General features: G+C 45.4%; 18 protein-coding genes. 6 read left to right on the top strand and 12 right to left on the bottom strand.

Annotated features, from left to right (window positions below; translation table 11 throughout):
* Positions 1-177 precede the first annotated feature (177 nt).
* Positions 178-1,545, top strand: coding sequence for an anaerobic C4-dicarboxylate transporter DcuC (gene dcuC / locus NL626_RS18975; RefSeq protein ID WP_005376528.1), 1,368 nt, complete (start codon positions 178-180; stop codon positions 1,543-1,545).
* A gap of 103 nt (positions 1,546-1,648) precedes the next feature.
* Here dcuC and NL626_RS18980 read toward each other — a convergent pair whose 3' ends face one another.
* On the bottom strand, positions 1,649-2,005 hold the full coding sequence (locus NL626_RS18980; RefSeq protein ID WP_005376535.1) for a hypothetical protein: 357 nt from the start codon (positions 2,003-2,005) through the stop codon (positions 1,649-1,651).
* Positions 2,006-2,581: 576 nt separating this feature from the next.
* Here NL626_RS18980 and NL626_RS18985 point away from each other — a divergent pair.
* From NL626_RS18985 to NL626_RS19000, 4 genes are all read left to right on the top strand, one after another.
* A complete protein-coding gene (locus tag NL626_RS18985; protein WP_253657646.1) occupies positions 2,582-3,814 on the top strand; it encodes an OFA family MFS transporter in 1,233 nt (410 codons plus the stop codon).
* A gap of 68 nt (positions 3,815-3,882) precedes the next feature.
* Complete coding sequence (locus tag NL626_RS18990) at positions 3,883-5,496, top strand: VRR-NUC domain-containing protein (protein ID WP_253657647.1); 1,614 nt, start codon at positions 3,883-3,885, stop codon at positions 5,494-5,496.
* A gap of 165 nt (positions 5,497-5,661) precedes the next feature.
* Positions 5,662-6,309 (top strand): AcfA family outer membrane beta-barrel protein, encoded by a 648-nt coding sequence (locus tag NL626_RS18995; RefSeq protein ID WP_054574626.1) that lies wholly within the window; start codon positions 5,662-5,664, stop codon positions 6,307-6,309.
* A gap of 15 nt (positions 6,310-6,324) precedes the next feature.
* A complete protein-coding gene (locus NL626_RS19000; protein WP_017635355.1) occupies positions 6,325-6,660 on the top strand; it encodes a YgiW/YdeI family stress tolerance OB fold protein in 336 nt (111 codons plus the stop codon).
* A gap of 80 nt (positions 6,661-6,740) precedes the next feature.
* Here the strand turns inward: NL626_RS19000 and yegS are convergent, their stop codons facing one another.
* The 11 genes from yegS to NL626_RS19055 all read right to left on the bottom strand — a co-directional run bounded on the left by yegS (position 6,741) and on the right by NL626_RS19055 (position 18,869).
* Positions 6,741-7,643, bottom strand: a complete 903-nt coding sequence (gene yegS, locus NL626_RS19005) for a lipid kinase YegS (RefSeq protein WP_206969611.1) — start codon at positions 7,641-7,643, stop codon at positions 6,741-6,743.
* An 8-nt stretch (positions 7,644-7,651) separates the two neighbouring features.
* A complete protein-coding gene (locus tag NL626_RS19010) occupies positions 7,652-8,557 on the bottom strand; it encodes a LysR family transcriptional regulator (protein WP_005376541.1) in 906 nt (301 codons plus the stop codon).
* Between the two features lie 172 nt (positions 8,558-8,729).
* Positions 8,730-9,155: a bifunctional diaminohydroxyphosphoribosylaminopyrimidine deaminase/5-amino-6-(5-phosphoribosylamino)uracil reductase RibD gene (locus NL626_RS19015; RefSeq protein WP_253657648.1), complete on the bottom strand. Its 426-nt coding sequence runs from the start codon at positions 9,153-9,155 to the stop codon at positions 8,730-8,732.
* A 49-nt stretch (positions 9,156-9,204) separates the two neighbouring features.
* On the bottom strand, positions 9,205-10,521 hold the full coding sequence (locus NL626_RS19020; RefSeq protein ID WP_253657649.1) for a BatD family protein: 1,317 nt from the start codon (positions 10,519-10,521) through the stop codon (positions 9,205-9,207).
* Positions 10,518-12,248, bottom strand: coding sequence for a VWA domain-containing protein (locus NL626_RS19025; protein ID WP_253657650.1), 1,731 nt, complete (start codon positions 12,246-12,248; stop codon positions 10,518-10,520). Before NL626_RS19025 ends, NL626_RS19020 begins: the two co-directional genes overlap by 4 nt.
* Positions 12,241-13,311 carry a VWA domain-containing protein gene (locus NL626_RS19030; protein ID WP_253657651.1) on the bottom strand — a complete coding sequence of 357 codons (1,071 nt, stop codon included), beginning with the start codon at positions 13,309-13,311 and terminating at the stop codon, positions 12,241-12,243. Before NL626_RS19030 ends, NL626_RS19025 begins: the two co-directional genes overlap by 8 nt.
* Positions 13,304-13,882 (bottom strand): DUF4381 domain-containing protein, encoded by a 579-nt coding sequence (locus NL626_RS19035; protein ID WP_031413214.1) that lies wholly within the window; start codon positions 13,880-13,882, stop codon positions 13,304-13,306. Before NL626_RS19035 ends, NL626_RS19030 begins: the two co-directional genes overlap by 8 nt.
* Complete coding sequence (locus tag NL626_RS19040) at positions 13,883-14,845, bottom strand: DUF58 domain-containing protein (protein ID WP_015313118.1); 963 nt, start codon at positions 14,843-14,845, stop codon at positions 13,883-13,885.
* A gap of 12 nt (positions 14,846-14,857) precedes the next feature.
* Entirely contained in the window at positions 14,858-15,841 is a 984-nt protein-coding gene (locus tag NL626_RS19045; protein WP_005376549.1) for a MoxR family ATPase, read from the bottom strand.
* Between the two features lie 85 nt (positions 15,842-15,926).
* Positions 15,927-17,228: an anaerobic sulfatase maturase gene (locus tag NL626_RS19050; RefSeq protein ID WP_140072123.1), complete on the bottom strand. Its 1,302-nt coding sequence runs from the start codon at positions 17,226-17,228 to the stop codon at positions 15,927-15,929.
* A gap of 114 nt (positions 17,229-17,342) precedes the next feature.
* Positions 17,343-18,869 carry an arylsulfatase gene (locus tag NL626_RS19055; RefSeq protein WP_005454209.1) on the bottom strand — a complete coding sequence of 509 codons (1,527 nt, stop codon included), beginning with the start codon at positions 18,867-18,869 and terminating at the stop codon, positions 17,343-17,345.
* A 141-nt stretch (positions 18,870-19,010) separates the two neighbouring features.
* Here NL626_RS19055 and NL626_RS19060 point away from each other — a divergent pair, with 141 nt between their 5' ends.
* Complete coding sequence (locus NL626_RS19060) at positions 19,011-19,868, top strand: LysR family transcriptional regulator (RefSeq protein ID WP_025767859.1); 858 nt, start codon at positions 19,011-19,013, stop codon at positions 19,866-19,868.
* The last annotated feature ends 236 nt before the right edge of the window (positions 19,869-20,104 follow it).

The raw sequence follows: 20,104 nt of genomic DNA on the forward strand, positions 1-20,104 counted from the left end.
ACACTTAGAAAACCAAATTCCAACAATACAATCTAACGAAATTATTTATTAAATTATTATTTGTCTCAGATCATGCAAGCCCCATATTTGTCTCGTGCCACAGCTAAGAATTCTGTAAATTCCTTGTCATAAACTGAAACAGTTTCTTTCTTTTTTACATAACATTCGGAGATCCCTATGTTAGAGCTCTTAATTGGCTTAGTGGTTACCATTGCGGTGGGTTACTTTATTGTCAAAGGCTATAAAGCTGCGGGCGTGTTACTGACAGCTGGTATTGCTTTACTTCTTATGACTGGCGTTTTGGGGCACGACGTGCTGCCGTCAAAAATCACCTCAACTGGTAACATGGTGACAGATGCGCTTGAATACGTGAAATACATGCTTCAATACCGCGGTGGCGGTCTTGGTATGCAAATCATGCTGCTTTGTGGTTTTGCGTCATACATGACTCATATCGGCGCGAACAACGTGGTAGTGAAACAGTTCTCTAAACCGCTTTCTGTCATCAAGTCTCCTTACGTCCTTTTGGTAGCGGCTTACATTGTGGCGTGTTTAATGTCTCTTGCGGTAAGTTCTGCAACAGGCCTTGGCGTACTATTAATGGCGACACTATTCCCTATGATGGTCGCGATGGGCATTTCTCGTCCAGCAGCCGTTGCAGTGTGTGCCTCTCCAGCGGCAATCATCCTTTCTCCTACTTCTGGTGATGTTGTTATCGCAGCAGAAAAGTCTGGTTTAGAGCTTGATGTGTTTGCGGTACAAACTGTGTTGCCTGTTTCTATTTGCGCAATCATCGTCATGGCAGCGGCAGCGTTCTTCTGGAACAAATACTTAGATAAGAAAGAAAATACGCCAATGGAAAAAATTGATGTATCAGAGATCAAAGCTGACGCACCAGCGTTTTATGCAGCTCTTCCATTTCTACCTATCATCGGCGTTTTCCTATTCAACGGTCGTACCATTCCAGGACTTAGTCTAGACATCTACACTATTGTGGTTGGTTCGATTTTCCTTGGAGCTCTGATCCATTATGTTGTAAATAAGTTCGATGGTAAGAAATCACTAGAAGATTTAGATTCTTGTTACGCAGGCATGGCTGACGCGTTCAAAGGCGTTGTGATGCTTTTGGTTGCCGCAGGGGTTTTTGCACAAGGTCTGATGTCTATCGGTGCTATCGATAACCTACTTCATCTAGCAGATAATGCTGGTGCAGGCGGCGTTGCTTTAATGCTTATTCTAACTGCATTGACAGTTGCAGCAGCAATTGCAACGGGTTCGGGTAACGCGCCTTTCTATGCGTTCGTGGAGTTAGCACCATCTTTAGCTGCTAAAATGGGATTAAACCCTGCGTTCCTAATTATCCCGATGCTTCAAGCATCAAACCTAGGCCGTACTATCTCACCAGTATCTGGCGTAATCGTTGCGACATCAGGTATGGCAAACATCAGCCCGTTTGAGGTTGTAAAACGCACATCCGTTCCAGTTCTAGCAGGCCTTATCACGGTGATTATTGGTACTATGGTGCTTGTTCCAATGAGTGCCTAACGGTATTGCCACGATCAAACTAAAAGCAATATCCGAACAAAATTACGTTTAATTAAAAACGCCAGCAAATGTGCTGGCGTTTTTTTTATTCTAATGTGTTGATTTACGCTGACTTAAATCGGTCAGGAATCTTAGTGATGCTCTCTCTGTAGCTAAACCATAAGTAGGTAACGGCAAGCGAAAAGAATAAATATGAAAGTGCGAATACGATTGGAGACGTGATTAATTCCGCGGACATTCCCCACATCACACCGACTACGGTTATCGTCAACTTAGAAAGCATGCCGCAAATGAGTAGGAATAAAGCAAGCTGTGGAAAGCGCGAGCTGCGAAATGCGAAGAAATAACAGCTACCTACAGCTAAAGAAGCAATAGATAAGCCCAACATAAATGAATGGATGTGGTCTGCTGATGCGATACCAGCGGATACCGAAGCCATGAGTAATAGGAACAGTTTCATAAGTCACCTCACAACAAATCTAAAAAGCATCCCTTCATAAATGAAAACTCATTTTTCACTATATTCTGCGCCTAAAATCAGCAATTACAAGTTACTTTTTTGCTCACTTAATGAACATAAAAGCTAATCAGCTTCAATTATTACAAAAGGTTAACAATTAAAAATTAAGAAACCCTTTGCATCTGATACTTACGACAGTTAGATGATAAATTCGCCATTTTTGTTACAGATGGTTAACATGGAAACATTTTGAAATTTTTTATTTGAAATGTGAACTGTGCACTCAACAGCGTAAAACCTCTCTGTCTTGACTCATCATTCGTTATTAGCGAACAAAAAATATCACTTTTTTACAACGTTCTTACTACATACAAAACCATGAATTCACATCCACTTTTAATGTTGCAAATTATTTTATCAGTAACCGTAAAAAGAGATTCCAATCACATATTTATTGGTTATAATCCGCGCTCATTGCGTTAAACGTTGAAAAACGCAAACTAATTTTGAGAAAAAACATCTTTAAACCAACCTTCTTTGCGGCATTGCCAATAAGAGGAAAAACTGAGAATAAAAATGAGCAAGATTGATAAAGCTATGCGCATCCTGTTAGCAGGGTTCTGTATCAACCTTTGTCTTGGCATCCTGTATGCTTGGAGTGTATTCAACAAGGCACTGGTAACTGAATCAGGCTGGAGTGCTGCAGAAGCTTCTGCACCTTACGCAACTGCAACCATCACTTTCTCTATCTGTCTTCTTATTGCAGGTATTCTTCAAGACCGCATGGGCCCTCGAATGATCCTTATCCTAGGTACTGTTCTTACAGGTCTGGGCATGATCGCGTCTGGCTTTGTTGACACTCCACTCATGCTGAACATTACCTTCGGTGTGATCACAGGTGCAGGTATCGGTTTTGGTTACGCATGCCTATCACCTTCTGCAATGAAGTGGTTCCACGCTTCGAAGAAAGGTATGGTTAACGGCATTATTGCGGCAGGTTTTGGTCTAGCGGCTATTTACCTTGCGCCAGTAACTTCTGCGCTAATAGACAGCATGGGCATTCAAACTAGCTTTATGGTTCTTGGTGTTGGTATCCTAGCGATTGCGGTTCCTCTTGCAGCAACCATCAACAACCCACCAGCAGACTACATACCTGCGGAGCCTAAAGTAAAAGAAGGCCAAGCACCTAAAGCGGTGAAAAAGTCAGATGACTTAACTTGGAAAGCAATGTTGAAAACGCCACAGTTCTACTCTCTATGGATCATGTACGCGTTTGCAGCTTCTGTTGGTCTAATGATCATCGGTAACATCACGACAATCGCAAGCGTTCAAGCAAACTTGCCAAACGCGGTTTACCTAGCGTCTATTCTTGCTGTATTTAACTCTGGCGGTCGTGTTGCCGCGGGTATGCTTGCAGATAAAATCGGCGGTGTTCGTACGCTTCTACTTGCGTTCGTTCTACAAGGCGTAAACATGGTGCTGTTCGCGACGTTCGACTCTGAGTTTACACTGATCATCGGTACAGCAATCGCAGCGGTAGGTTACGGTACACTTCTAGCGGTATTCCCTACTCTAACGGCTGAGTTCTACGGTCTGAAAAACTACGGCACTAACTACGGCGTACTTTACACAGCATGGGGTATCGGTGGTGCAATCGGCGCAGCGGTTGTTGGTTTCTCGATGACAAATGGCGACGGCTACACCTTGGCTTACACAATTTCTTCGGCAATGATGGCAGTATGTATCGTACTTGCGTTCATCACTAAGCCATTGTCTGAAGCGAAAGTAGCACAGCTAAAAAACGCATAATTGCGAATTGATTTGATAGCAAAAAGGCTTAACCTATGGGTTAAGCCTTTTTTTGTTATCGGTCGTTTATGGAAAGCCCTATCGAACTTGCACCAGACTACTATCTAGAGAACTTCTTTAAGCTGACTCATCACGCAGTAACTTGGTACAGCGATTTACTGACCAAGGAAGAACACGCATGGCTTTGCTCGTTTGATTCTTTGAGCAAACACACCCAGTGCCTTTTGGTGCGTTTATACAGCCGAAAGGGATGTTGGTTTCGAAGTGATAAGCTGAGTTATCAAGAAATACCTTCTATCAATGAAGCACTGGCAGAATTGAGTCAGCATGAGTTTGTAGCCCTTTCCCCACCCCTTTCTCATCAAGAGTTAGCGGCTAATTTACTGACCAAACCAGAAATCTCCGCGCTTTATCCCGAACTGCCGAAATCACTCAAGAAAGACGCCCTTGTCGAACATTTGAGTAATACGGAATTTGATCGTATAGAGCGGCTTGAGTTTACGATCGTCAAACTCAATTCTGCTCATATGATCGACGTGTTACTCACTCTGTTTTTTGCCAACACCCATCAAGACTTAAGTCAGTTTGTGCTTGATGACTTAGGTTTGCATCAGTTCGAGCAATATCAATTGAGTAAAGTGCGCCGTTTCTTTGATTCACGTGAGCAAATAGACCGCTTAATTGAACTGAGCCAGTTGGCCAACCTGTACTGGCAATTTGACCGAAAAGACAAAGCCAATCTCGGCTTATTAATTGAGGCAATGCCTCAGCCCGTTAAACACCGTTACGTAGATCGTAAACGCGAGCACATGTTGAATGACATAGCACGTGATTACGAACGGCTTAATGATCTAGAGACCGCCCTATATCTATTTGGCCAAACTCAACTCACACCGAGCCGAGAACGACGCGCACGTATCTATGACAAATTAAACCATGATGATTTATTTTGTGACATTGTCACAGATATGCTTAACTCACCGATCGATGTGTCTGAGATCGAAGTTGCACAAAAACTTGAGCAACGGTTAAAACGAAAACAAGGCGAGAAAGTGCCAAGAGTGACGAAGCCAACCTGTACGGAATACCGCCTTGAACTGGATTTATCTCAACAGAGAGTCGAACTCGCCAGCAAAGCGTATTTTGAGTCCTTAGGCTGGACTGTATTTTACGCCGAAAATGCACTGCTTAATGCATTACTTGGTCTCACTTTTTGGGATGCGATTTTTGCTCCTATTGAAGGGGCATTCATTAACGCTTATCAACACCGTCCTTTAGATTTATATCACTCGGATTTTGTTACCAAGCGCCAAGCTTTGATAGACACCGCTTTTGCCGAACTAGAAGCGGGCAACACCCAGATGTTATTGACAAAATACGATGAGAAGTTTGGCATCAGTAATCCATTTGTACATTGGAATTTAATAAGTAAAGAGCTACTCGAAACAGCACTCAACACTATCCCAACCAATATGCTGATGGCGCTGTTCAAAATACAATTGAGCGACCTTAAGCTTTACCGTAATGGGATGCCGGATCTCATTGCTTTTAAAGAAAACGAGTTCGAGTGGATTGAAGTGAAAGGCCCTGGCGATAAACTCCAGGATAACCAATGGCGTTGGATCAAAGAGTTTACTCGCCTTAATGTCCCGTTTGCGGTGTGTTACGTCGCAGCAACTTAACTTACTCTATATAAAGAGCTTGGTGTTTGTTCACTCAAACCGCCCCTCGGTTATCGCCCCTTGCTCTTTTTTCTAAACATTTTTTCGTTTCTTCACGATCGCTTCACGCTTCTTCACACAAAATGCGCTTCTACTCACTAAGTTGATTTGAAGAGGCAAAATAAAATGAACAAAACACTTCTTGCGTTACTTGTTACCTGCTCAGTTTCGGTATCTGCGGCTCCTTATGTAGGTCTGGAATATGGACTAGGCACCACTGACCATGATTTGGAACCTCACTTTTCAACTGACAACGTAACACTCAACCCTGAGCTTGAAGACGGTATTTTCTCAGGCTTTGTCGGTTACGCATTTAATGACAACTGGGCATTGGAACTGGGTTACAGCCAGTTTGACCTTGATGATAGTCGTTCAAAAAACCTAGGTATCAAGTCAATCGATGGCAAAGATTACCATCATGAAATGGATTGGGATGCGTCAATCAAAGCCAAGCAAGTGTCGTTGGCTCCTGTGTTTAACTATGCATTAAATGATAAATGGACAACAAAATTCAAAGCGGGTCTAACGTACACGGAATACAACGCCAAGGTTTCTAAACATCAAGAATACGAACTTGTCACGAACGACGATGTGGAAATGACCAACACGCTTTTCCATAGCGCGGAGAAAAACAACGAGCTAGGCGCAATGTTCTCAGTGGGTGCGGAATACAGAATTTTCCCGCAGCTCACCATAGGTGTAAACGCAAAATACCAACTAGACAGCTACGCAAACACTGCATCCTTTAATGTAGGCACAACTTATTACTTCTAATATCAGGAGAGGATAATGAAAAGAGTATTGTTAACATCCATGCTTGCCCTACTTTCAAGCTCGGCTTTCGCCGCGTTTAATGGCCCAGAAGTCAGTGCAATCAATACGGTGAAAGAGGCGCGCAACGCAACCGACGACAGCGCTGTAGTGCTAACCGGGCATATTGTTCAATCATTTGGTAACGAGACTTACTTGTTCAAAGACAACACTGGTGAAATCGAAGTAGAGATCGACAACGAAGATTGGATGGGTCAAGAAGTGACACCAAAAGATACCGTAATGATTCGAGGAGAGGTTGACTCAGATTGGACAACTACGCAGATAGACGTTGAGACCATTCAAAAACGTTAAGAAGTTGACGATACCTCAACACAAGCAACACAGCCACATTTTAGTGGCTGTGTTAAGCAATAATCATGGAAAACGCTCGTTTAGCTAGTCAAGCAAGGACAATCTTGCGGTACGACTAATCGTATACTCTTAGGCTGAACATCAAATCTAATGGTTCTCGAATGATAGGGTTCTCCATCTAAATTAAGAGGTAATGGATTCGGGAAGTCTATCTCCAACCAGCTTGCTCTTGTGTACTTCACAAACTCTCCTTTCTCACTCGGGTTATTGATCTCGTCGATTACTTTAGGCAGCTCATGAGGTAAAAATGGGCGCACCAATGTTAGATCCATCAGCCCATCATTAATCATCGCTTTTGGAGCTAACTCTTGCCCACCTCCAGCAAGGCGCCCATTACAAAACGCACCGAGCAACATTTCTCCCTGATACGCACCACCTTCAATCGTTATTGTTCCGTCATATGGTTTAAAGCCAAGTGCTTTTACAACACCAGTTAGCGTGTAAGCTCCACCGCCAAGAAAGTTTTTGAGTTCAACAGGCGTTTCTGCTGTAACTTCTGCGCCAAACCCTGCTGTTGCCACGTTAATAAAGCAGCGATCGTTCGCTTTGACGCAATCGACCAAAGCGGACTGCCCCTCAACAGCAAGAGATAAAGACGCCTTAATGGAATTAGGTACTTGAATAGCGGTAGCAAAGTCATTGGCGGTACCAAGGGGAATAATGGCTAACTCAGGGCGTTTTTCTTCGTCAATTTGAATAACCGCAGAAGCCGCCTCATTGACGGTCCCATCGCCACCAGCGACAACAATACGTTCAATGCCTTCATCAACCGCTTCTTTCACTAGCCGCGGCATGTCTTGAGATTCCCACGTCACACGCACCTGCACGTCGATGCCTTTGTCTCTCATTTTCATGATTGCATCTCTTAACTCTGGATTCCCAGCTTTTTTTCCGTTAAGGATGGCACGTATTGTCTTTTTCATTGCACTTCCTATTGGTTGATGACTTTTCCTGCTTGCTTAATCTGTGAACGCAACCACTGATGGGCGCTGTCGTTTGTGCGACTAGGATGCCAGATTGTGCAAAGCTCATACATTTGTTCATCAAATGGCATTGATAAAGATTTAACATGATAGGTGTTATTGAACAAGTTGATCATCGACTCTGGCATTAAACCAATGTATTCACTACCACAAATAATTGGGAGCATTTCTAGTACGCCTGAGGCTCGATACTTAATCTTTCTCTTATCCAAGTCGACAATGTCATCGGCGTTTAACAAGCTCTTACGACTCTGCCACTGCGAAACCACTACGTGTTCTTCTTCAAAAAATTGTTCAGCCGTAATCTCGTCATTCAGGCGTGGATGCGCTTCGCTACATACCACCACCAAACGCTCCGTAAGTACAGTTTCCAGTTTTAGCACCGTTCTTGCTCTTGGTGTGATATCAATGATCAAATCGTATCGTTGTAACCGCAGATCACTTTCAAAATCTTCCGTAAAAAGCGGATGTACTTCTAATGCAACATTTGGCGCCGACACACGGATTTGTTTCATGACTTGAGGTAGCAACTCAAAGCTTGCAACGGACACACAGGCAATAGAAAACACTCTATTCGACACTTTAGGGTCAAACTCACTAGAGGCCGATAATGTCGAAGTGAAATTTTGTACTGAAGCTAGAAGAGCAGGATAAATATCCATCGCAAACGAGGTAGGCTCGACACCTTTAACGCAACGATGAAACAATGGATCATCGTAGATATCACGTAGCCTTGCTAGCGCTTTACTCACCGCAGGCTGGGTGATGTTTAAACGCGCCGCCGCCCGAGACAAGTTACGCTCTTCATAGATGGCAGTGAAAATGGGAATAAGATTAAGGTCGGTCGGTTTCATGCTATTAAATTTTTCAAAAGTCACTTTCTCTATTTTAATCTAACAGCATGATCCTTCACGTAGCCAAGTGCAATAAATGGGCGGTATCGCTTGTTTTAATGAGTTTTAACTCAATTTTGACGCACTTCATTCACTACATAAACTGGCACCGTAGTGCAACGTAAAGCTTGACTTAGGCTTTGCCTAGGTAAGGGGTAAGAAACTCGCTGACTTCCTCGCCGCATAAACCCGTTTCTACCTCTATACCTGCTTGTTTTAGAATCTCGATACCTCGACCACTGTTGCGCGGGTCGGGGTCCAATATGGCTACAACGACTTTGCTTATGCCGGATTTGACTAATGTCACCGCGCAAGCTGGCGTGCGACCAACAAACGAACACGGTTCCAGCGTAACGTATGCCGTCACCGATTCTAACGAGCCTTGATACGCATTCAGCGCTTCTACTTCCGCGTGATTGCCACCAATCGCTTGAGTATGGCCTTCAGAAACGATTTGATTGTCTTTCACTAACACGCAGCCAACCGGCGGGTTGGGTTGACATTCAGGAAGCGCATTTTTGGACACTTTTAATGCGCGGCGCATAAACTCTTGGCTCATTTGAATTCTATTCTCTAATAAAAACGAGGCGCTATATTAGCGCCCCGTTTTATTCATTGCCATCTCTTCCAATGACTTTGTCCAGTTCTGGTAACGCTCGCGGAATACGGAATTTAAAGCGTTTTTGTTTGGTCTGGATTTTGCGCCACATCGACTTCAGTAAATGAGCGCTATTTTCACCATTTTGCATTCGCGACGCACTTTTTTGCCACGATTCACTCGTATCGGCTTTGTTCATTTCCAGCTCTGCCGTATTTAAACGCAATTGTTTGTACAATATGGTCCTTGCTTCAGACCAACGTTTAGCCTTTAACAAACGGTGGAACGTCAACCATGATGGTGTCGGTCTGTTGCGGTAGTAACGTTTAATGGCTACCAATGAAATAATCACAAAACCCAGCAACACAAGCGTGGAAACAATCCATGCAAAGTACGTTCTGATGAAGGACTTCAACGTGTGCTTCGCGGCAAAAGTTTTGCCCTCTAACATCACCGTTTCCACTTGCTGAGTCTTACTGTTCCACCAACGGAACTCATAATCCGGCAGGGTTAATTCACCACCTTGTTGAATCACGTACACGCTCTCTTCTGCGCGTGTTGACTGGTAATCACCACGTGTTTGCGTATCTGTCAAACGGTGGGGTTGAGGATACGCTTGATAACGGGTTGTTGATTCTCCTTTCAACAAGTCTGGTAGCAATACAGATAGTGAATCTTGAGCAGAAATGGTGATTTTACGCGTGATTGCATCCCCAACTTTGAGTGACTCAGTGGAGGTATCCCAATCTTGCTTTACCTCTACATCTGTTGCAGCAAACCAAGGTGTCTCACCACTCAGCAGGCCCGATGGCAATACGGTTTTGAACTTAATCGGCTGCGTGTAAAGTGTGCCTGACACCTTCTCGCCGTCCGGCGCAGACACCTGAACGCCCACTGCGACAGGTGGAATCACAAAATCACCAGATGCTTGCGGATACAAAGTCACTTCCCAGCGTTGACGCGACCAAGTTTGTCCGCCCTTGTGCTCCGTGAAGTTAGTGGCTAACTGATTACGCTGTTTGGCGATAACACTGGGCATTTCAATACTGCCAATTCGCGTCCCACCCGTAAACCAGCGCGGCGTTGCCACTTCGATAGTTAAAATGACTTGCTCGTTGACACTAAAACTTGGCGTTTTACGCTTTTCTCCAGCCGTTGGTTGTTGACCAACCCACGCTTGCAACTCAACATCATGATTGCGTTGAAGATCGTAAATATCCTGAGCGAAAACGTGACGACTTACGAACAGACTCAAACAAACCACTAACCATGCCACTATCCTTGCAGGAAGTGCAAAAGAGGTAACGCGATGGGCATTCATCATCATTGGGCAGCCTCCTCTGTATTGTGTTCCGTTGTCGTAGTTGAGCTACCCGTTGTTGGCGAGCGTAATTGAATTTGAAATTTAGCGCGTAAGAAATACTTCGGATCCGCTTCGACTCGCTTTAGCCACTTGTCGGCTAATTCTTGGCTACCTAAGATGTCGTCTGCGCTTAACGTCTCTTTAATCATCAACTCCGCTGACGTTTGTTCATCCGCTCCTTCTGCGGTTTGAGGGTTGTCGCCTAGCTCGGTTGACGCCTCTTGCTCTGTTCCGGCTTGACTTTCACTCATCTGATTTATCTCATCGACGATGCCAGCAATCACTTTCAAGTTGTGCTCAACATCAGGTCTTAACGACTCGCTCAACGTTGGCTTACTGGCTAGGGATTTTAACAAGTCACGAGCAGCCAAATATTCTCGCTGACGCGCCAATGCGCTCGCCGCATTGTAAAGACCGTAATCTCTAACCTCTTCGGACGGGTCGTTTTGCATTTCCAAAAACGCACTGTGCGCGAGCTCAAACTCGCTAGCGTAGTAGTACGCCGTGCCTTTACGTAATGGATCGACAAAATGCTTCGCAGCTTCTAAATACGCTTGTTGGTTGAACAAACGCTGTCCTTGTTGGTCTGGCGTCAGCCACAAATCCCACCACCATTGCGCCACCTTGTCGAAGGTCGTCACTTTTTGCACAACTTGTGGCTGTTCGGCTTTAACAGAAATGTTCTCCGCCATTGCACTGGTCGGCATCAACAGTGTACCGCTCACCATTGCAATCACGCACCACTGCACTAACCACCCTTTTCTAAACCACAGCATCATGATCAACGCGATTGGGAACAGCAGTTGATAACCCATGTCTTTCCAAGGCATTGAAGATTCGCCATTTAGCTGCATATTGCGCTCAACGTATCGATTCAGTTGTTCGATATCACTGTTATCGACCGTCACTTCCACCAATCGACCGTTGGTCTGGCTGGCCAGTTTTTGCAGAGAATCCAAATCCATCGGATTGTTACTCACGATGTCTGTATTCCCCGCAGCAAGAATTAACAGTTGATAAGGTTTGCCTGCAAAATACGCTTGGTATTGCTTAATCGTGGCCGGGTTCACGCCATCGCTCACCAACAAAACGGTGGAGCCTGGTTGACCTTGCAATTGTTGATCAATTAACGGCAAGGCTTTTTCAGCAAGCTTACCTTGCACGGGCATGATTTCTGGCGTAATGGCCGCCAAGAATGGGTCAAATACTTTGCTGTCTTGAGTCACAGGCATCGCCACATGAGCACTGCCCGCAAACACGACTAAACCCGTTTTTCCGCCTTTTCGCGCAACTAACAAATCGCGTATTTTCTGTTTGGAACGCTCAAGGCGGCTTGGTGGGAGATCTTTTTGCAGCATCGAGTCGCTGTTATCAAGCACCACAAGCAGAGAGGCTTTATCTTCGCCAAAGGGGGAAGATTCACGTTGCCACGTTGGGCCTGCACAAATCACAATGGCGAGTAGCACAATCAGCATCAAGAGCTTAAGCGGCAGTTGCTTGCGCCAACCTCGCTCGCCTATCGTCAAAGCATTGCGTAAATGTTCGGGCAGAACATCCTTCCAGCTTGGTTTGCTTTCTTCTCGCCAGCGCAACCACACCAAGAAAAACATGGGGATCAAAGCAAGTAACCACAACGGTCGAATAAAATGAAACTGCGTAAAGAATTGCGTCCAACTAAGAGAATCAAACATCGCTCTCTCCTAATGATGATCGTGTTGCAGCCCTTCTTTTGAGTGTCGCGACGCTGAACGCGAGTAAATGCATGATGACCACTAACGCCATCAAGTAATGGTGAAGACTTTGTTTTGGGCGGTATGTGGTGCTTTCGTAAAGTTGAGGTTCCAGTTTGCCAATCTCGTCGTAGGCAGCCGACAGTTCATCACGGTTGAGTGCTTCAAACGCTTCACCGCCGGATTCTTTTGCAATGCGATGAATCGTGTCCATATCCAACGCGGTTTCACCTATCGTTTCCGGATCACCCATCGCAATCACGTGCACTCGCACGCCTTTGGCTTTCGCAACTTTCGCCGCATCAATCGGTTCGACAAAGCTGCCCGTGTCGTTACCATCGGTTAATACAATCGCGACTTTTTCACGGTTTTGATCTTGTTCTAAAGCACCACGCGACTTATCGCTTTGCTCAAAAACTTTAATCGCTAAGCCAATCGCATCACCAAGATGGGTACTCTGCCCTGCCATCGCCACATCGGTTTGGTTAAGCAGTTCGAGCCACACTTTTTGGTCTGCGGTGAATGGCGTTTGCACGAAAGCGGCATCTCCAAAAAGTACCAAGCCTAATCGGTCACCTTTACGAGACTGAACAAACTCCGTCAGCACTTCTTTTGCCGCATCAAGGCGAGAAATTTTTTCACCTGTACGAGACGTGAAATCAGGCTCAGCCATGGAACGCGAAAGATCCACCACCACCATAACATCGCGCCCTAAACTCTCGCGAACTTGAGGCTCGCCTAACACGGTGGGTTTTGCCATCGCACACACCACCAAAAGCCATGAGAGAATTAACGTTGCTCGTTGCCACCAGCTTGGGGTTAACTGGCTTGCACCTTCTGACGGCGTCTCGCCAATCGCTTCCACCAACTGACTAAAAAACGGCACTTTGATCGCCATTTGCTTAGTGCGATATGCAGGCACCAAGTAGTACACCACCAATGGCAGCGGCAAAATCAGAAACCACATTGGGTGAGCAAATTCAAAACCAGACAAACCAGTTAGCGATGCAAGAAGATCATTCATGTTGACCTCCCTGATTTGCTTTGCGTTTCAATAATGGAGATTTCTTTGCCGCGCTTTTTTGAGCATCACAGCGGTGTTCACTCACCCAGTTTTTCGCACGAGCAATAAGCGTTACTCGCTCTTCGTTGGTTAGCATAACGCTTGGGTCAACAATACTTTGTAGCCAGCGCTTTGAAAGCTCATCGTTAAAGACCACTTGCGAGTTTGCTTGAGAATCTCCGGTTTGCGGATATAGCGCATCGAGCTTTCGCAAAAAGGCGGTATCAAACAATTTCGCGTTACGGCTATCAACATGAATCAACACAATTTTAAGCACAGAGAACAATGCTTTAGGCATGCCTTTGTCGCTCGGTTTGATTTGCGAAATCGCCAGCAGAGCTTCTTGTCGGTAGCGGTTACACCACCACTGTTGAGCCAAACGATACGCGACATACACCAATGCAATGAGCGCAACCGCCGCTAAAATCTTCCAGCCAATAGTTTGCGGATACCAACTCACGCTTGGTGGCACGGCCACATCATGTAGCTCTCTGAGTATGTAGGTACTCGGAGGCGTAGGAAGACCACTCATTTAACGCCCTCCTACCAGTTTTTGAAATTGTTTAATGTGCTCGCCTGTCGTATCGAGTTCGATGTGCGGAAGGTGTTTCATCGCCATAAGTTGAGAGAGTGATTGTCGCTGTAAGCTAGTTCGAGCCTCAAGCTTTGCGCTCGCGGCTTCTACCTTTGCTTTGCTGTCTAAATTGAGTTGATACTGCCCATCACCAACCACCCATTTCGATTTTGCCAAATCGTCTGGTAGCGCTTGTTCTAATGGGTCACTGACCATCACGGCTAGAACATCGTTGTGCTGTTGTAGCTGTTTAAGGTGGTCAAGATGGTGCTCCTCGCAGTCGCTCCAGTCGCTGATAAAAATCAAAGTGGATTGTTTGAGCTTCATGCGTTTAATGAGCTCAATCCATTGACTGAACGTCACTTTTTCGGAGTTGCGGGAGTCCACATTGAGCGATTGATTGGCTTTAGCGAGACGCTTAAGTTGAGCCAGAAGATCGTTTTGCGAACGCTGCGCCTTGCTGTGAAACAACGCCTGTTGGGATGCGATGACAAAACCAACTCGGTCGCCATCTTTTAACACGCGCCACCCGCACATGGCCGCGATTTCTGCCGCGACAACCGATTTCATTACTTGCGTCGAAGCAAAAAACATTGCGCTGCGCTGGTCGACACACACGATCACGTTGCGATCTTTTTCTTCGGTGTAGCTGCGCACGTGCGGCTTGCCTGTGCGCATCGTGACTTTCCAATCCAGGTTACGAATGTCGTCACCCAATTGATAATGGCGCAGCTCTTCGAAGTTCAATCCACGACCGCGAAACAGCGAATTGTGGCGGCCTGAGAGTACGCTGCCCGCTTTTAGATGAGGAAGTAAACTGAATGATTCTGCTTGTGCTTGCAGACGTACTAAGCGAGCGTAATCGCAGTACAAACGGGGATCCATCCCCTGTGATTTTGGCGCAAGAGTTGGCTTAGCCATAATGCCTCCCGCTTATCCAATTTCTACACAATCTAGCAGCTCTTGCACGACGCGTTGGTGATCGACTCCGTCTGCTAGTGCATCGTAGGTCAAAGAAAAACGGTGGCCCAGTACAGACGGAACCATGGCTCGCACATCGTCAGGAGTGACATGGTCACGTCCTTGCATCCACGCATACGCACGAGCGCATTTGTCTAGTGCGATGGAAGCACGGGGACTAGAGCCAATCTCAATCCATTTTGCTAAGTTTGAATCGGCATAACGCTCTGGCTTACGAGTCGCCATCACTAACGCGACAATGTAGTTTTCCACTAGGTCTGATACCACGATGTTTGGTAACTGACGGCGCGCTTCTAGCACCACGTCTGGCTCGATGTGTTTTGGCGTAATAATTTCGCTGCTGGTTTCCGCACCTAATTCTTCACTGCGCACCAAACGGATGATGTCACGTTCAGCGTCGTCTTCTGGGTAATCGACGGTAACCTTCATGATAAAACGGTCCATTTGCGCTTCTGGCAGCGGGTACGTGCCCTCTTGTTCTACTGGGTTTTGCGTTGCAAGCACCATAAACAAGTCTGGCAATACGTGAGTTTTATCGCCTACCGTGATTGTGCCTTCGGCCATTGCTTCAAGTAGTGCTGCTTGTACTTTGGCTGGCGCACGGTTGACCTCATCGGCAAGCACTATGCTGTTAAAAATTGGCCCTGGTTGAAAATGGAGCTGCGGCTTGCCATCCAACTCTTGATAAACCTCGGTTCCCGTCACGTCCGATGGCAAAAGGTCCGGCGTAAACTGGATTCGACCAAAACTGGTGTTTAACAAGTTGGCCAACGATTTTACAGAACGTGTTTTTGCCGTTCCCGGTAAACCTTCTAGAAGAATGTGCCCGTTCGTTAATAACCCGATGACTAAAGCTCGAACCACGTGGCTTTGTCCAATGACGCTTTTTTCTGTTTGTTCGATGAGTTCTTTTATCGCTTGTTGTGCGTGGTTCATAGGGTACCTTTTCAGTGGTTTAAGCCGTCTTTTCAATAGTTAAGTATAAGAACAAATGAAATAACTTAAGGTTATATTCACTATGTTATCTTTGCGGTTCTTCAGATTGGAGAAGCTGTGCAAGACCAACCAACATCGGTAACGCGTAATCAAAGAACATTTTGATTCCCGAACACAGATAGTTTAGTCCAGCCTCGCCATTCGGCGTTTTGATCAGACGGTTTTTCGGACACTCGCCCCAGCAATAAGGCAAGTAGGGACACTGTTTACAATACGTCGGCAAAGATTCGCGTTTTGCCATGCCAAAGGTGTATTGTCGTGTAGAGAAGGCCATGTCATTCAATGAGTGTTCATGAATGTTGGAGAGCTTGTATTCTGGGTATACATAGTGGTCGCAACTGAACACGTCGCCATTGTGCTCAATCGCCAAGCCTTTGCCACAAAACTCAGCTGTCACGCAAAGCTGAGACGGTTTCCCCATTACTTGCGCTACCGCAGTTTCAAACAGGTTAACCAGTACACGGCCAAGATCGTTATTCACCCACTCTTCAAAGGTCGCCATTAAAAAGCGTCCCCAGTCTTCAGGATCGACCGACCAATCCGTCACAACAGACATTGGATGACCCGGTTTCGCCAGATCACTGCCTTTGGTTGGGATCATCTGTTCGTTCCAAAACTGCGGTGCGGTTGTTTGGAAGTCGTTCGCTTCAACCACCGGTGCAAACTGAATGTAAGTCACACCCAATTCTTGAGTTAAAAATCGATACACTTCGAGCGGGTATTTCGCATTGTGTCGATTCACCGTCACCAACGCGTTGAATTTCACGCCATGCGCTTGGAGCTTATCTACCGCTTTCATCACCAGATCAAACGTCGGCTTACCGCTGCGGGTTCTGCGATATTTGTCGTGCAGCTCTCGTGGCCCATCAATCGACAAGCCAACTAGGAAGTTGTGCTCTTTTAAAAACGCACACCACTCATCGTTTAGCAAAATGCCGTTGGTCTGAAGGTCGTTTTCAATGCGAACGCCTTTCGGCTGATGTTTCTTTTGCAGAGCTACGACACTGCGGAAATAGTCCAGCCCAAGCAGCGTTGGCTCCCCACCCTGCCATGAGAATACAATTTCTTCGCCATCCTGACTTTCGATGTAGCTTTTCACGAACGCTTCCAATGTTGCGTCGTCCATTTTTGGCTGCTTTTCTTGGTGCAGTAGATTTTCTTTATGCAGATAAAAGCAGTACTGACAATCGATGTTGCATTTTGCTCCGCCCGGCTTTGCCATCACATGGAATCGACGGTCATACGCGCCCGAAACTGGTGCTTTAGAAGCCGTTTTAAGAGGAACAATAGGCATGGTAGTAGAATGGCGAGGGGAAATCTTACTCATACGTTTCTCACTATTAAATATACCCAAATAACCTCGTAAGCGTAGTGCAGTAAACGGGAAGCTATTTGGGTATATAGCGCTCCGAAGAGCGCTATGGATTACCGATGTTCTTTATTACTTAGAAGACTTAGGTACGAATGAACCGGCTTCCATGCGAGGAGGGAACTCTTTAAACGTACCCATTACCTCTTTCACTTTCTCTACCGCTGGCATCATTAGGAATGAGCGCTCGTACATCCAACGAGAGTAACCCATACCTTGGTCACCACGTTCGAATGGGTCGATGCTCAAATCGAAGATCAATGGAACACGAAGTTTAGTGAATGGTTTACGCCATACATCCATACCCGTTTCATTTTCTTGGATCATGAAGTGGTATTTGTACTTACCGTAACGTAGTGCAACCAAGTCACCGTCATCACTCCAGTAAACGAATTCGTTACGAGCAGACTTGTCTGACTTACCTGTGATGTATGGCAATTGGTTGTAACCATCTAGGTGAACTTTGTAGTTCATCTTGCCAACTTTCTTACCTTTCAGTAGCTCGTCTTTAACTTTAGTGTCACCTGCTGCTGCCACCAATGTTGGGAAGAAGTCTTCAAGAGACATCATGCCATTAAAGGTTTCGCCAGCTTTGATGTGACCAGGCCATTTGATAAGAGCAGGAACACGGAAGCTGCCTTCCCAACCTGTATTCTTCTCACTACGGAATGGCGTCATACCTGCGTCTGGCCATAGGTCAACCATCGGGCCATTATCTGTGGTGTAAACGATGATAGTGTTGTCATCAACACCAAGATCTTTCACTTTTTTCAGTAGTTCGCCGATTTGGTCATCGTGCTGTTTCACACCGTCAGCGTAGAAACCAGCACCGGTTTTACCTTGGTACTCTTCAGGAACGTGCGTGAAGTTGTGCATGCGAGTGGTGTTAAACCAAACGAAGAATGGCTTGTCTGCCTTAACTTGCTTATCGATAAACGTTTCAGCCGCTTCTAGGAACTCACCGTCTACTGTTTCCATACGTTTGCGAGTTAGAGGGCCGGTATCTTCAATTTTGCCGTCAGCGTAAGAATGGATAACGCCGCGAGGGCCAAATTTTTTCTTGAACTCTGGATCTTTAGGGTAATCCACGTTCTCTGGCTCTTCTTCCGCGTTCAAGTGGTATAGGTTGCCGAAGAACTCATCAAAACCGTGGTTGGTAGGAAGGTGTTCGTCTCGGTCACCTAAATGGTTCTTACCAAATTGTCCGGTTGCGTAACCCATTTGCTTAAGCATGGTTGCAATCGTTGGATCTTTTTCCGAGATACCTTCCGGAGCGCCTGGTAAGCCCACTTTTGATAGACCAGTACGTTTTGGCATTTGACCAGTGATGAATGCAGAACGGCCTGCTGTCGAACTTTGCTGTGCGTAGAAGTTAGTGAACTTCGCACCTTCTTTAGCAATGCTATCGATGTTTGGCGTGTTGTACGCCATCATGCCTTGGTTGTAGGTACTAAGGTTCCAGTAACCAACATCATCACCAAAGATGACAAGAATGTTGGGTTTGTCCGCTGCGTGTGCAACTGCAGATGCAGCGCCTAATGCTAACGTACATGCGTTAAGTACGAGTTTTTTACTGCTCGTTTTGGTCGCATTTTTCATATTATCTCCAAGAGTTCGCTAGTGCGTAAAAAATGGTATTCGCTTTTCAATACCATTGTTGATATAAGATAAAGCACTAATTTCAGGCGATAAATGCAGTCAAAATTAGTTAACCTATAAATTAAATTTATGAGTAACGTTATGGACTTGAATTTGATCCAAACTTTTCTTGTTGTCGCGGAGTTCCAATCTTATACAAAAGCCGCGGAACAATTGGGGCTTACGCAACCTGCTGTGAGCGCTGCAATAAAGCGTTTAGAGCAAGTCGTAGATAAGCAATTATTCGTTAAAAAAGGGCGCGGTATCGCACTAACCTCCACCGCTTATCAATTACTGCCGCAATTCCAGCAAGCGGTTAATATTATTGACAATGCGATATCTGATAAAAATCATTTTGAAGTGTGTTGTTCGGAAATTTTGTTGCACATTATGGACCCGATAAAGAACACTATTTTTTATGAATCACCACCCGAAAAATTCCTATTATTTGAGCTGTTAAGACAACAAAAAGTCGATCTAGTAATCGATACGGTGATCACGAAAGATGCAGCGTTTATTATTGAAGATGCCTATGAGGAAGAAGCCGTGGTTATCTGTCGTGAGAACCATCCCCGTGTACACGGCACGCTCACAAAAGAGCAATTTTATGAGGAAACTCACTGTTTATTTTCAGGAAAATGGAACAACATGTCGGGGTTCGAGCAACTAGCAAAGGAAACAATTCAAGAAAGAAAAGTCGACTTGATCACATCTTCGCTAGCGGGCATGGCGCTGTATGTCGCCCAAAGAGACAGTTTAGGGATCGTGTCTCAATCTTTTGCAAACAAGTGGAGCAAAGCGCTCAAACTTCAAATTTTGCCCTGCCCCATTTCGATACGCTCTATCCCTTACAAGTTCGTCTACCATAAGCGAGAGGTAAACAACCCAGCCCACATCGCTCTACGTGAAAAAATCAAAGCCAACTTAACGGCAGCCCACTACGAACCAATTTGTTTATAACTCTTGTCAATTGAAGCGTTAGGCGTTTTCGTCATCAAGCTTTCTACAAACCTGAATAGATAGAATTTTACAGATAAAAAAGAGGCTCACGTTAATGAGCCTCTTTCTATATGTGTGTGCCGTCCTAAATAAGGTTGACACTTTCCACCCCCAAAATTGGAGAGTGTTATGAAATCAACAACTAAAAGAACTCAGCGCGATTACTCCCTCGCTTTTAAACTCACTGTAGTTGATGA

The organism is Vibrio sp. Y58_MX_L22 (assembly GCF_024181865.1).
Classification (GTDB): Bacteria; Pseudomonadota; Gammaproteobacteria; order Enterobacterales; family Vibrionaceae; genus Vibrio; species Vibrio alginolyticus.

Excerpts from the sequence above, each read along its gene's own strand:
- NL626_RS19040 (WP_015313118.1), bottom strand. The coding sequence starts at position 14,845 with ATGGCTAAGCCAACTCTTGCGCCAAAATCACAGGGGATGGATCCCCGT.
- NL626_RS18990 (WP_253657647.1), top strand. The coding sequence starts at position 3,883 with ATGGAAAGCCCTATCGAACTTGCACCAGACTACTATCTAGAGAACTTC.
- NL626_RS19025 (WP_253657650.1), bottom strand. The coding sequence starts at position 12,248 with ATGTTTGATTCTCTTAGTTGGACGCAATTCTTTACGCAGTTTCATTTT.
- yegS (WP_206969611.1), bottom strand. The coding sequence starts at position 7,643 with ATGAAAAAGACAATACGTGCCATCCTTAACGGAAAAAAAGCTGGGAAT.
- NL626_RS19010 (WP_005376541.1), bottom strand. The coding sequence starts at position 8,557 with ATGAAACCGACCGACCTTAATCTTATTCCCATTTTCACTGCCATCTAT.
- dcuC (WP_005376528.1), top strand. The coding sequence starts at position 178 with ATGTTAGAGCTCTTAATTGGCTTAGTGGTTACCATTGCGGTGGGTTAC.
- NL626_RS19035 (WP_031413214.1), bottom strand. The coding sequence starts at position 13,882 with ATGAGTGGTCTTCCTACGCCTCCGAGTACCTACATACTCAGAGAGCTA.
- NL626_RS19045 (WP_005376549.1), bottom strand. The coding sequence starts at position 15,841 with ATGAACCACGCACAACAAGCGATAAAAGAACTCATCGAACAAACAGAA.
- NL626_RS18985 (WP_253657646.1), top strand. The coding sequence starts at position 2,582 with ATGAGCAAGATTGATAAAGCTATGCGCATCCTGTTAGCAGGGTTCTGT.
- NL626_RS18980 (WP_005376535.1), bottom strand. The coding sequence starts at position 2,005 with ATGAAACTGTTCCTATTACTCATGGCTTCGGTATCCGCTGGTATCGCA.
- NL626_RS19015 (WP_253657648.1), bottom strand. The coding sequence starts at position 9,155 with ATGAGCCAAGAGTTTATGCGCCGCGCATTAAAAGTGTCCAAAAATGCG.
- NL626_RS19050 (WP_140072123.1), bottom strand. The coding sequence starts at position 17,228 with ATGAGTAAGATTTCCCCTCGCCATTCTACTACCATGCCTATTGTTCCT.
- NL626_RS19055 (WP_005454209.1), bottom strand. The coding sequence starts at position 18,869 with ATGAAAAATGCGACCAAAACGAGCAGTAAAAAACTCGTACTTAACGCA.
- NL626_RS18995 (WP_054574626.1), top strand. The coding sequence starts at position 5,662 with ATGAACAAAACACTTCTTGCGTTACTTGTTACCTGCTCAGTTTCGGTA.
- NL626_RS19020 (WP_253657649.1), bottom strand. The coding sequence starts at position 10,521 with ATGATGATGAATGCCCATCGCGTTACCTCTTTTGCACTTCCTGCAAGG.
- NL626_RS19030 (WP_253657651.1), bottom strand. The coding sequence starts at position 13,311 with ATGAATGATCTTCTTGCATCGCTAACTGGTTTGTCTGGTTTTGAATTT.
- NL626_RS19060 (WP_025767859.1), top strand. The coding sequence starts at position 19,011 with ATGGACTTGAATTTGATCCAAACTTTTCTTGTTGTCGCGGAGTTCCAA.
- NL626_RS19000 (WP_017635355.1), top strand. The coding sequence starts at position 6,325 with ATGAAAAGAGTATTGTTAACATCCATGCTTGCCCTACTTTCAAGCTCG.